The organism is Streptomyces sp. 3211.6, assembly GCF_003634815.1.
GTDB classification, from domain to species: domain Bacteria; phylum Actinomycetota; class Actinomycetes; order Streptomycetales; family Streptomycetaceae; genus Streptomyces; species Streptomyces katrae_A.
On the sequence record NZ_RBXC01000001.1, the window covers coordinates 2108343 to 2119935 of the forward strand.

General features: G+C 73.3%; 10 protein-coding genes and 1 riboswitch. Of the genes, 6 read left to right on the forward strand and 4 right to left on the reverse strand.

Annotated features, from left to right (window positions below):
- Nucleotides 1-120 precede the first annotated feature (120 nt).
- Nucleotides 121-342 carry a helix-turn-helix domain-containing protein gene (locus BX286_RS09830; RefSeq protein ID WP_007263382.1) on the reverse strand — a complete coding sequence of 74 codons (222 nt, stop codon included), beginning with the start codon at nucleotides 340-342 and terminating at the stop codon, nucleotides 121-123.
- 353 nt (nucleotides 343-695) lie between these two features.
- Nucleotides 696-2294 (reverse strand): ABC-F family ATP-binding cassette domain-containing protein, encoded by a 1599-nt coding sequence (locus tag BX286_RS09835; RefSeq protein WP_045951569.1) that lies wholly within the window; start codon nucleotides 2292-2294, stop codon nucleotides 696-698.
- A gap of 221 nt (nucleotides 2295-2515) precedes the next feature.
- On the opposite strand from BX286_RS09835, the gene BX286_RS09840 reads away from it, so the two are divergent.
- The gene (locus BX286_RS09840; protein ID WP_079425605.1) at nucleotides 2516-3406 is read left to right on the forward strand and encodes a neutral zinc metallopeptidase; all 891 of its coding nucleotides are present in this window, start codon (nucleotides 2516-2518) and stop codon (nucleotides 3404-3406) included.
- A gap of 69 nt (nucleotides 3407-3475) precedes the next feature.
- Nucleotides 3476-3871 carry a VOC family protein gene (locus tag BX286_RS09845; RefSeq protein WP_079425607.1) on the forward strand — a complete coding sequence of 132 codons (396 nt, stop codon included), beginning with the start codon at nucleotides 3476-3478 and terminating at the stop codon, nucleotides 3869-3871.
- Between the two features lie 164 nt (nucleotides 3872-4035).
- On the opposite strand, the gene BX286_RS09850 is transcribed toward BX286_RS09845, so the two are convergent.
- Both BX286_RS09850 and BX286_RS09855 read right to left on the reverse strand, forming a co-directional pair.
- Entirely contained in the window at nucleotides 4036-5481 is a 1446-nt protein-coding gene (locus BX286_RS09850) for a hypothetical protein (RefSeq protein WP_398898352.1), read from the reverse strand.
- Between the two features lie 185 nt (nucleotides 5482-5666).
- Nucleotides 5667-6797 (reverse strand): alpha/beta hydrolase, encoded by a 1131-nt coding sequence (locus tag BX286_RS09855; RefSeq protein ID WP_079431643.1) that lies wholly within the window; start codon nucleotides 6795-6797, stop codon nucleotides 5667-5669.
- Between the two features lie 300 nt (nucleotides 6798-7097).
- Here BX286_RS09855 and BX286_RS09860 point away from each other — a divergent pair, with 300 nt between their 5' ends.
- The 4 genes from BX286_RS09860 to BX286_RS09875 all read left to right on the forward strand — a co-directional run bounded on the left by BX286_RS09860 (nucleotide 7098) and on the right by BX286_RS09875 (nucleotide 11497).
- Entirely contained in the window at nucleotides 7098-8366 is a 1269-nt protein-coding gene (locus BX286_RS09860) for an inorganic phosphate transporter (protein ID WP_079425609.1), read from the forward strand.
- A gap of 28 nt (nucleotides 8367-8394) precedes the next feature.
- The gene (locus tag BX286_RS09865; RefSeq protein WP_079425611.1) at nucleotides 8395-8616 is read left to right on the forward strand and encodes a hypothetical protein; all 222 of its coding nucleotides are present in this window, start codon (nucleotides 8395-8397) and stop codon (nucleotides 8614-8616) included.
- A 196-nt stretch (nucleotides 8617-8812) separates the two neighbouring features.
- A riboswitch (cobalamin riboswitch) is annotated at nucleotides 8813-8899 on the forward strand.
- A gap of 58 nt (nucleotides 8900-8957) precedes the next feature.
- Nucleotides 8958-9980: a cobalamin biosynthesis protein gene (locus tag BX286_RS09870; protein WP_261993393.1), complete on the forward strand. Its 1023-nt coding sequence runs from the start codon at nucleotides 8958-8960 to the stop codon at nucleotides 9978-9980.
- Nucleotides 9977-11497, forward strand: a complete 1521-nt coding sequence (locus BX286_RS09875) for a cobyric acid synthase (protein ID WP_121014866.1) — start codon at nucleotides 9977-9979, stop codon at nucleotides 11495-11497. The genes BX286_RS09870 and BX286_RS09875 overlap by 4 nt, the downstream gene beginning before the upstream one ends.
- The last annotated feature ends 96 nt before the right edge of the window (nucleotides 11498-11593 follow it).

Here is an 11593-nt window from a genome sequence, read left to right on the forward strand (position 1 = left end):
TGCACAGTAACCACCCAGCCGACCGCGAGGCCGACCGGGGGTCACCGAAAGAACCATGCGTGGAACGGAAACGGAGCTGTAGGACGGTCGTGGGCACCGGCCCCGGCCAGGAGGCCAGGGTCAGGCCGCGGCCGCCTTCTTGCCACGCGTCGCGCCACCGCGACCACGCAGCGTGACTCCGGACTCGCTGAGCATCCGGTGGACGAATCCGTAGGACCGGCCGGTCTCTTCGGCCAGCGCCCGGATACTCGCACCGGAGTCGTACTTCTTCTTCAGGTCTGCCGCGAGCTTGTCGCGCGCGGCGCCGGTCACCCGGCTGCCCTTCTTCAGAGTCTCGGCCACCCGTGCCTCCTCATGGGAAGTGCGCTCTGTGCTTCTCATGATCACCCCTCCCCGGCTTCCTGGCCACCCATTCAGCAAGGTCGGTCCGGCGGCATTTCCCGGTCCGTGGACACCCGAGCAGAACGGAATCTCCTCTTCCGCTGCATGACCTCGGTCACATTCCTCCGTCACCGAGGGGAATCGCCAGGTCAGGGGCCGGACGCCGAAAACGGCCGGCCCCGGCCGCACATCCGCGAGGATGCGGCCGGGGCCGTTGTACAGAGCGCGAGGGTACGAGACCGTCTCACTCAGATGATGGATCACGTCTGCGCCGAATGATCCATACGGGACTGGATCAACCCGGCGGGAGGGGATCAGGCGAGGGCGACCAGGTCCCGGTAGTCCGGGCCCCACAGGTCCTCGACCCCGTCGGGGAGCAGGATGATCCGCTCCGGCTCCAGGGCCTCCACGGCGCCCTCGTCGTGGGTGACGAGGATGACCGCGCCCTTGTACGTGCGCAGCGCACCGAGGATCTCCTCGCGGCTGGCCGGGTCGAGGTTGTTGGTGGGCTCGTCGAGGAGCAGCACGTTCGCCGAGGAGACGACGAGGGTGGCCAGGGCCAGACGGGTCTTCTCGCCGCCGGAGAGCACGCCCGCGGGCTTGTCCACGTCGTCGCCGGAGAAGAGGAAGGAGCCGAGCGTCTTGCGCACGTCGACCAGGTCGAGGTCGGGGGCGGAGGAGCGCATGTTCTCCAGGACCGTGCGGTCCGGGTCCAGCGTCTCGTGCTCCTGGGCGTAGTAGCCGAGCTTGAGGCCGTGGCCCGGGGTCACCTGGCCGGTGTCGGGCTGCTCGGCGCCCGCGAGCAGGCGCAGCAGGGTGGTCTTGCCGGCGCCGTTGAGGCCGAGGATGACCACGCGGGAGCCCTTGTCGATGGCCAGGTCGACGTCGGTGAAGATCTCCAGGGAGCCGTAGGACTTCGACAGGCCCTCGGCGGTCAGCGGGGTCTTGCCGCAGGGCGCGGGGTCCGGGAAGCGGAGCTTGGCGACCTTGTCGGAGACGCGGACCGCCTCCAGGCCGGAGAGCAGGCGCTCGGCGCGCTTGGCCATGTTCTGGGCGGCGACGGTCTTGGTCGCCTTGGCGCGCATCTTGTCGGCCTGCGAGTTCAGGGCCGCGGCCTTCTTCTCGGCGTTCTGGCGCTCGCGCTTGCGGCGCTTCTCGTCGGCCTCGCGCTGCTGCTGGTAGAGCTTCCAGCCCATGTTGTAGATGTCGATGACCGAGCGGTTGGCGTCGAGGTAGAAGACCTTGTTGACCACGGTCTCGACCAGGTCGACGTCGTGGGAGATCACGACGAAGCCGCCGCGGTAGTTCTTCAGGTAGTCGCGCAGCCAGATGATCGAGTCGGCGTCGAGGTGGTTCGTGGGCTCGTCGAGGAGCAGGGTGTCGGCGTCCGAGAAGAGGATCCGGGCGAGCTCGACGCGGCGGCGCTGACCGCCGGAGAGGGTGTGCAGCGGCTGGCCGAGGACGCGGTCGGGGAGGCTGAGGGCGGCCGAGATGGTCGCGGCCTCGGACTCGGCGGCGTACCCGCCCTTGGTGAGGAACTCGGTCTCCTGGCGCTCGTACTGGCGCAGGGCCTTCTCGCGGGTGGCGCCGGAGCCGGTGGCGATGCGCTCCTCGTTCATCCGCATCTTCTTGATCAGGACGTCGAGGCCGCGGGCGGAAAGGATCCGGTCGCGGGCGAGGACGTCGAGGTCACCGGTGCGGGGGTCCTGCGGGAGGTAGCCGACCTCGCCCGAACGGGTGATGCTGCCGGCGGCGGGCTGGCCCTCGCCGGCGAGGCACTTGGTGAGGGTGGTCTTGCCCGCTCCGTTGCGGCCGACGAGGCCGATGCGGTCGCCCTTGGCGATGCGGAAGGAAGCGGACTCGATGAGGACGCGGGCGCCGGCGCGCAGCTCGATGCCGGTGGCGGTGATCACGGAAATACTCCAGGGCGGTATGGACGGCGGAAGCGGGGGGCGGGACGCGCGTTCTTCGACGCCGCTAATCCGCGAGGAGATTTGCCATGAAGCCATTCTAACGGGGGTGCGCAACCACTTTTCGGGGCCCGGCCCTCACCCGTTCGGCCCAGGGGCCACGCCGGGCGGACGGGGCACGTATCAGGATGAAGGGATTGGCCACGCTTGGAGGGCGGTGCGGCATGCAGTTCGACGACGACGCCGATCTGGACACGTCCGAGGTCAAGGACCTCCGCGGCAGCCGCATCCCGGGCGGGCGGGCCACGATCGGCGGTGGGGTCGTCGGGCTGATCGCGCTGGTCCTGGGCCTGCTCTTCGGGGTGGGGCCGGACCAGCTGGGGCTGTCGGACGGGAGTCCGCAGCCGGTCTCGACGTCCTCCTCGGCCGCGCAGGTGCAGCAGAGCTGCAAGAAGGGCCGGGACGCGAACACCCGCGAGGACTGCCGGCTCGTGGCCGTGGTGAACAGCACACAGGACTTCTGGAGGCAGGAGTTCCAGCGGCGCGGCGGGAAGTACGCCCCGGCCTCGACGGTCTTCTTCACCGGCCAGGTGAACACCGCCTGCGGGGCGGCCAGCAAGGCGGTCGGTCCCTTCTACTGCCCGGCCGACCGGCAGGTCTACCTGGACCTGGGCTTCTTCGAGGACCTGCGGACCAAGTTCGGGGCGACCGGCGGCCCCTTCGCCCAGGCGTACGTGATCGCCCACGAGTACGGGCACCACATCCAGAACCTGACGGGGACGCTGGCGCGGGCCCAGAACGGGCAGACGGGCGCGAACAGCAACGCGGTGAAGGTGGAGCTCCAGGCCGACTGCTACGCCGGGGTGTGGGCGCACAACGCGACGCGGACTCCGGACGAGTCCAACGGGCGGCCGCTGATCAAGAACCTCACGGACGAGGACATCCGGGACGGGCTGAACGCGGCGGCGGCGGTGGGCGACGACCGGATCCAGGAGAAGTTCCAGGGCCGGGTCACGCCGGAGTCCTGGACGCACGGCTCGGCGGAGCAGCGGCAGCAGTGGTTCTACCAGGGCTACCGCACGGGCGACATGGCCCAGTGCAACACCTTCCGCTGAGTGTCAGTGGCGCCTGCCATGCTGTGACGTGGATCACTTGGGTCATCGTCACGAGAGGGAGTGATCGTCATGGCAGGCGTTCCGTCCATCTACCCCGCGCTGCTCTACCGCGACGCGAAGGCAGCGATCCAGCAGCTCACCGATGCCTTCGGGTTCACGCAGGTCGCGGTCTACGAGGGCGACGACGGCTCGGTGATGCACGCGGAACTGGCCTATGGCAACGGTGCGGTGATGCTGGGGAGCAAGGGGCGCGGCGGGGTCTTCGACAAGGTCATGGAGACGGCCGGGCCGTCGGGGGTCTACATCGTCGTCGACGACGTGGACGCCCATCACCGGCGGGCGGCCGAGCACGGCGTGGAGATCCTGATGGAGCCCACCGACCAGGACTACGGCTCGCGGGACTACATGGCCCGCGACGCCGAGGGCAACATCTGGAGCTTCGGCACGTACGCTCCCCAACTCTGACCGCACGGGGAACCGCGCGACCGGCCACCCACCACCCGCACCCACCCGCCGGGGCCGGCCCTCTCAGGGGCGCGGGGAACTGCGCGACCGGCCACGCACGGCCCGCAGGCCACCACCGGCAGATCCACCCACGGCGGGGGGTCCGGTAAAAGCCAGGCCGGGGCCTACGCGCCGCCGGTGTGGACCTGGAAGGCGGCGCGCCGGACCGCCTTGGCCAGGGCCGGGTCGGGATGGGCGGCGGCCAGCGCGACCAGGACCTGCACGGTGCGCGGGTGCCCCACGGCCCGGACCTCGTCGAGCAGCCGCGGCACGGTGGTGCGGACCGCGGAGTCCAGGTGCCGGGCGAGCAGGGCGGCCTCGCCGTGGTCGGCGATGGCGGCCGCCGTGTCCACCCAGAGCCAGGTCGACTCCTCGGGCGTGAGGACGTCCTGGGCTTCGTCCGGGTCCACCCCGTCGTGCTCGGCGAGCCAGAGCAGGGCGTACGGCCGCAGGGCGGGCTCCCGTACCGCCGCGCGCACCTCGGGCTCGGCGGGGGCGCCGACCACGCGCAGGGCCTCGAAGGCCAGGCCCCGCAGCAGGGCGTCCTCGCCCCGGGCGGCGTGCAGCAGCTCGCTGACGGCGTGGCCGACGGGCCGGGCGGCGAGCCAGGCCCGGTACTCGGCGCGGGCGGGACCGGGGGTGAGCCGGGCGCAGCCGTGCAGCATCGCGGCGGCCGACTGCTCGATGTTCCCGGCCGGGCTCTGGGCGGCGACGCAGATCTGCTCCAGCTTGACCCAGACGGCCCAGCTGCCGAGGGGGGTCAGGGTGGCCTGCGCGGGGCCGAGGGTGACGGCGTCCACGGCGGCGAGTCCGCCCAGCGCCCAGCGCAGCAGGCGGGCGATCGGCAGGGGGCGCGGTTCCGCGGCGGAGGCCGGAGCCGGAGCCGCGGCGGAGGCCGGGGCCGGGACGGGGGCGGGTTCCGCGTCGTAGGGGACCTCGCACCGCTCGTCGCGCAGTTCGGTGACGCGCTGTCCGAGGAGGTCCAGCAGGTCCGGGACGGTCACCGGACCGGCGGACAGCTGGAGCAGGGAGAGCAGCTGGGGCATGGCCTCGACCACCTCGGCGACGGCCGAGGGGGTGATGTCGGCGGGCGCCGGGTGGACCAGGGACCAGGCGTCGAAGAGCGCGACCCAGCCGCGCAGCACGGCGGTGTCGTCCCGGTCCCAGGCCCGCAGCCGCCAGCCGGGGCGGGCCTGGCCGCCGTGCACCTCGACGAGGCCGGAGAGGCGGGCGCGGTCCCAGCCGACCCGGATCTGGCCGTGCGTCAGGTTCAGCTCGGCGGCGGCCCGTTCGACGTCGGCGGCGGGCAGGGCCCCCGCGGGGGCGGGGCGGCCGCCGTCGCCGGCGCCCAGGTTCAGTTCGGCCCAGCGCGCCAGCCGTACCGCGTCGGCCAGGGAGGCGCGGGCGCGGTTCGCCAGGTCTGCCGTGGCGGGGGTTCCCGCCGGGGGCCGGGTGGCCGGCCGGGTTCGCCGGTCGGTCACCGCCTTGCGCGCCGTGGCGACGGAGCGCGGGGAGACGAGTCGGAGTCTGGAGTCGCGAGCCAACTGCTCATCAGGCTTTCGGGACGTCACGGAAGCAGTCTCGCCCGTCACTGGCCGAAAGCCCAAACGGAACCGGTCATTTCCACAGGTCATGGGGTGGAGGAACCGGGACAGACCACCCACCCCGTCCCGTCCGCCACACCGCCTTCACTCCAGCGCCACAAGAAACCACCCGGAACTCCTCTTCCATGGAGCCCCATCAACCCCGTGCGCGCTCACATGAGCGGGGTGAGGAAACGGCGCAGCGCCTCCTCGTAGCGGGCCGGGTCGGCGTTCCACATCGCCCCGTGCGCGGCGCCCGGGACGGTGTGCAGGGTGACGAGGTCGGGCCGGGCGGCGGCGAGCCGGCGGGAGGGCTCCCAGGGGGCGAGGGTGTCGTCGGGCCCGTGGAAGATCAGCACGGGCACGCGGACGGCGCCGGGGTCCGCGAACGGCGCCCGGTGTCCGGCCCGCAGCCCGGCGCGGCCCTCGGCGGCCCGGACGGCGAGCGGGAGCAGCGGGGCCGGGGTGTGGCGGGCGGCGGCGAGGCCCCGCAGGGTGGCGTGCCAGTCGAGGACGGGCGAGTCGAGCACCAGCCCGGCGATCCGGCCGGCCAGGGCCGAGTTCTCGGCGGCCCGCACGGCCATGGCGGCCCCGGTGGACCAGCCGTGCAGGACGATGCGCCGGGCCCCGTAGCGCAGGGCGTAGCGGATGGCGGCGTCCAGGTCCCGCCACTCGGACTCGCCGAGGTGGCCGAGGCCGTCCGGGGAGGCGGGGGCGCCGAGGTCGCCCCGGTAGCCGAGGGAGAGCACCGGGAGGCGCAGGCGGTGCAGGAAGGGCATGACCACCATCGGGTGCTCGCGGCCGGCGCCGAGTCCGTGGACGGTGATCACCCAGGTCTGCCGGGCGCCGGGCAGAAACCAGGCGGGGAGCGCGCCGAGTTCCCCGGGGACGTCCACATCGGCGTGTTCCAGGCCCAGGGCGGTGCGCGGGTTGCCCGAGTACACCTGCGGGGTGAGGGTGACGCGGGTGCCGGCTTCGAGGGCGCCGTGGCTGACGCGCAGGAGGCGGCGCACGACGGTGGCCGGATCGTGCGGGATCCCGTCGAGGACCGGGCCGACGGCCGCGTGGATCCCGGGTGCGGCCAGGCCGTGGACGCCGGGGCGCAGGGAGGCCAGCGAGCGGGTGAGGACCACCCGGTCACCGTCGGCGGAGTGGACGCTCAGCCGGGGGCTGCCGGGCAGCGGGCGGCCCGGTTCGGACCTGAGGGCGGCGCCGGCGGCGTACCGGCCGGCCAGGGCCGCGGCCGCTCCGGCGCCGATCAGGGTGGTGGTGACGGCAGCGGCCGTCGCAGTGGCGGTACGCACCGCTCCAGTGTCGAGGCCCGGGGGCACCGCGGCCACCGGAGGGGGACTCCCCCGAGCGGAGTGATCTACCTCTCTTTCATCGCCGCAGAGGGGCACTCGAACGCGCCCCGGAGCCCCGCCGGAAGGTTCCGTTTACCCGTCCCTGACGTGCATGAATGGCGATAACTACGAAAGAATCGGGACGAAGGGCCTGATGGGAGGCCCGGTAGGGACACCACCCCGCCCAAGTCAGTTCATCTTCCGTTCACCCAGGTTGCCTACGGTCGGCGAGCCACTGACGCCAAACAGAAGCCTGGGTAAATGGAGCACATAACGCTTCTCCTCGGGATCGTGATCATCACCGCTCTCGTGTTCGACTTCACGAACGGTTTCCACGACACGGCCAACGCGATGGCCACCACCATCTCGACCGGCGCCCTCAAGCCCAAGACGGCGGTGGCCATGTCCGCCGTGCTCAACCTCGTCGGCGCGTTCATGTCCGTGGAGGTCGCCAAGACGATCTCCAAGGGTCTCGTCAACGAAGAGGGCATCCAGCCCGAAGTGATCTTCGCCGCGCTCGTCGGCGCGATCCTCTGGAACCTGGTCACCTGGCTGGTCGGCCTGCCCTCCAGCTCCTCGCACGCCCTCATGGGCGGCCTGATCGGTGCCGCGGTCGCCTCCGCCGGCCTCGGCGCGGTCAACGGCAGCGTCGTCGTCACCAAGGTGCTCATCCCGGCGGTCGCCGCCCCGATCGTCGCCGGTGTGGCCGCGATGCTCGCGGCGAAGGTCACGTACAAGCTCAACGGCAAGGTCGGCGAGAAGACCTCCGCCAAGGGCTACAAGGCGGGTCAGATCGCCTCCGCCGGTCTCGTCTCCCTCGCGCACGGCACCAACGACGCGCAGAAGACGATGGGCATCATCACCCTGGCCCTGGTCGCCGGCGGCGCCCTCGCCCCCGGCTCGAACCCCCCGGTCTGGGTCATCGTCTCCGCCGGCACGGCGATCGCGATGGGCACCTACCTGGGCGGCTGGCGCATCATCCGCACCATGGGCAGCGGCCTGACCGACCTGCACCCGCAGCAGGGCTTCGCCGCCCAGACCTCGGCCGCGAGCGTCATCCTGGCCTCCTCCAACCTCGGCTTCTCCCTCTCCACCACCCACGCCTGCTCCGGCGCGGTGATGGGCGCGGGCCTGGGCCGCAAGGGCGGTGTGGTCCGCTGGTCCACCGCCACCCGCATGTTCGTCGCGTGGGGCCTGACCCTGCCGGCCGCCGCCCTCGTCTCCGCGGGCGCCGAGCTGGTCATGCGCACGGGTGACATCGGCGTCGCCGCCGTCGCCCTCTTCCTCGTCGCCGCCTGCGTGGCCATCTGGCTGATCTCGCGCCGCCAGGTCGTCGACCACACCAACGTCAACGGCGCCGCCGACGGCGAGGCCGAGCAGCCCGGCGTGGTCACCACCGCCATCGCCGCCGTGGCCGTCCCCCCGGCCGCCGGCACCACCGCCGCGGTGACCGACGAGGACCTCAAGGCCACCATCCCGGCCGCCACGGCGAACCCGGCGACCCCGACGGCCCCGGCCGCCGCGGTCTGACCCCGAGAACGACAGAGGAATCGGCAGTATGAAGATCGACTGGGCAGCACTCGGCTCCGTCTTCGGGGTCAGCCTCTCCGCGACCGTCGCCCTCGTGGCCCTGTTCAGCCTGGGCCTGGTGGGCCTCTCCAAGCACGAGGCCGCCACCGAGCAGGGCGGCACCGCCGCCCTGGCCCGCAGCGGCGCCTACGCCTGCTTCGCGCTCTGCGCGGCGGCCGTGGCCTACGGGATCTACCTGATCGTCAGCTGAGACCCGCCCCGTCCCGGCGGACGGCACCGCGTACGAAGACTCCCCCCGGGAATCCCCGGGGGGAGTTTTCGCGTACCCATGGCCACGGGGGTCCCCGGCCGCCCGCCGGTCGTCCCCCGTCCCACCGCAGGTCAACGGCAAGTTGACGGGCGTTCGCGGACCGTGGTGGACTGCCCGGGCCAATACGGCGGCATGGAGAGGAAGTCCGGTGCGAATCCGGCGCGGTCCCGCCACTGTCACCGGGGAACGCACGCGGCACGTGCGCCCCGGGAGCCAGGAACTCTCGCCACCGGACACGTCGAACCAGGGCGCGGACCCTGAGTGAGGACATACCTGCCACCATGCGTGCCGACCGCGTCTTCGCGTACGGCGTCACGGCGGGCCTGATCGGCGACCGGATCCTCGGGGATCCGCGCCGGGGGCACCCCGTGGCCGCCTTCGGACGAGCCGCCGCCGCCGTGGAGCGCGCCCTGTGGCGCGACGACCGCGCCCGGGGCGTCCTGCACACCCTCGTATGCGTCGGCGCGGCCACCGCCGTCGGAGCGCTGGGCGCGCGCGCCGTGCGCTCCCGGCCCGCGGCCGCCCGGATCGCCCTGACCGCCGCGGCCACCTGGGCCGTCGTCGGGGGCACCACCCTCGGCCGCGAGGCCCACGCCATCGGCGGGGCGCTCGCCGCCGGGGACACCGAGGTGGCCCGCGAACGCCTCCCCCACCTGTGCGGGCGCGACCCGCAGGCCCTGGACGGTCCGCAGATGGCCCGGGCCGTCGTGGAGTCCGTCGCCGAGAACACCTCCGACGCCGTGGTCGGGGCCCTGGTGTGGGGGGCCGTCGCCGGGGTGCCCGGGCTGCTGGCGTTCCGCGCCGTGAACACCCTGGACGCGATGGTGGGGCACAAGTCGCCCCGCTACCTGCGCTACGGCTGGGCCTCCGCCCGGCTGGACGACCTCGCCGGCTGGCCCGGGGCCCGGCTGACGGCCCTCGCCGCCGTGGCCGCCGGCCCCGACCGGCGGGGAGCCGTACGGGCCTGGCGCGCGGACGCCGCAGCCCACCCCAGCCCCAACGCCGGCCCGGTCGAGGCCTCCTTCGCCGGGGCGCTCGGCGTCCGGCTGGGCGGGACCCTCTCCTACGCGGGACGGGTGGAGCACCGGGCCGTGCTCAACGGGGAGCGGGGGCGGCCGGTGGAGGTCGCGGACATCGAGCGGGCGGTACGGCTGTCGCGGCGGGTGACCTGGCTGGCGCTGGGCACCTGCGTGGCGGTCCGCTGCGCCGTGGCCGCCGCGGCGAAGGCCACGACGAAGACCGCGAGGACCACCGCGAGGACCACCGCGATGACGACCGCGAAGACGACAAGGGGACTGGCATGAGCGGCACACGGCGCGGCGGCGGACTGCTGGTCGCGGGGACGACCTCCGACGCGGGCAAGAGCGTCGTCACGGCGGGCATCTGCCGCTGGCTCGCCCGCCAGGGCGTGAAGGTGGCCCCGTTCAAGGCGCAGAACATGTCGCTGAACTCCTTCGTGACCCGCGAGGGCGCCGAGATCGGCCGCGCGCAGGCCATGCAGGCGCAGGCCGCCCGGGTGGAGCCGACCGCCCTGATGAACCCGGTCCTGCTCAAGCCGGGCAGCGACCGCAGCAGCCAGGTGGTGCTGCTGGGCAAGCCGGTGGGCGAGATGAGCGCCCGCGGCTACCACGGCGGGCGGCAGGAACAGCTGCTCGGGATCGTCACGGACTGCCTGGAACAGCTGCGGGGCACGTATGACGCCGTGATCTGCGAAGGGGCGGGCAGTCCGGCCGAGATCAACCTGCGCCGGACGGACATCGTGAACATGGGTATCGCGCGGGCCGCGCGCTTCCCGGTGGTGGTCGTCGGCGACATCGACCGGGGCGGGGTCTTCGCCTCCTTCTTCGGGACGACGGCACTGCTGTCGCCCGAGGACCAGTCGCTGATCGCCGGCTACGTGGTCAACAAGTTCCGCGGTGACGTGTCCCTGCTGGAGCCGGGCATGGAGATGCTGCGGTCCCTCACCGGGCGGGCGACGTACGGCGTGCTGCCCTTCCGGCACGGGCTGGGCATCGACGAGGAGGACGGGCTGCGGGTCTCCCTGCGCGGCGCGGTCCGCGAGTCGGTCGTCGCCCCGCCGATCGGGGAGGACGTGCTGCGGGTCGCGGTGTGCGCGGTGCCGCTGATGTCGAACTTCACCGACGTGGACGCGCTCGCGGCGGAACCGGGCGTGGTCGTGCGGTTCGTGGACCGGGCCGAGGAACTGGCCGACGCGGACCTGGTCGTCGTACCGGGCACGCGCGGCACGGTGAAGGCGCTGGAGTGGCTGCGGGAGCGGGGGCTGGCCGACGCGCTGGCCCGGCGCGCCGCGGAGGGGCGCCCGGTCCTGGGCATCTGCGGCGGGTTCCAGGCGCTCGGCGAGCACATCGAGGACGAGGTCGAGTCGAAGGCCGGCTCGGTGTCCGGGCTGGGGCTGCTGCCGGTGCGCGTGCGCTTCGCCGTCGAGAAGACCCTGGCCCGGCCGGCCGGTACGGCGCTGGGCGAGGAGGTCTCGGGCTACGAGATCCACCACGGCGTGGCCGAGGTCCTGGGCGGCGAGCCGTTCCTGGACGGCTGCCGGGTGGGATCGGTGTGGGGCACGCACTGGCACGGCTCGCTGGAGTCGGACGGCTTCCGCCGGGCGTTCCTGCGGGAGGTGGCGGCGGCTGCCGGGCGCCGCTTCGTGCCGGCGCCGGACACGTCGTTCGCCGCCCTGCGGGAGGAGCAGCTGGACCTCCTCGGCGACCTGATCGAGGAACACGCCGACACCGCTGCGCTGCTGGCGTTGATCGAGTCCGGCGCCCCGTCCGGGCTCCCGTTCCTCCCCCCGGGCGCCCCGTGACGGCGGCCCGGGCCCTGCGGGGCTGCTCCCCTACCCTCCCCCGGACTCCGTCCGGGGGGACCCCCACTTCCCCCGTTCCCAGGGGCTCCGCCCCTG

Coding starts and splice junctions, on each gene's coding strand:
- BX286_RS09840 (WP_079425605.1), top strand. CDS start 2,516: ATGCAGTTCGACGACGACGCCGATCTGGACACGTCCGAGGTCAAGGAC.
- BX286_RS09845 (WP_079425607.1), top strand. CDS start 3,476: ATGGCAGGCGTTCCGTCCATCTACCCCGCGCTGCTCTACCGCGACGCG.
- BX286_RS09860 (WP_079425609.1), top strand. CDS start 7,098: ATGGAGCACATAACGCTTCTCCTCGGGATCGTGATCATCACCGCTCTC.
- BX286_RS09865 (WP_079425611.1), top strand. CDS start 8,395: ATGAAGATCGACTGGGCAGCACTCGGCTCCGTCTTCGGGGTCAGCCTC.
- BX286_RS09870 (WP_261993393.1), top strand. CDS start 8,958: ATGCGTGCCGACCGCGTCTTCGCGTACGGCGTCACGGCGGGCCTGATC.
- BX286_RS09875 (WP_121014866.1), top strand. CDS start 9,977: ATGAGCGGCACACGGCGCGGCGGCGGACTGCTGGTCGCGGGGACGACC.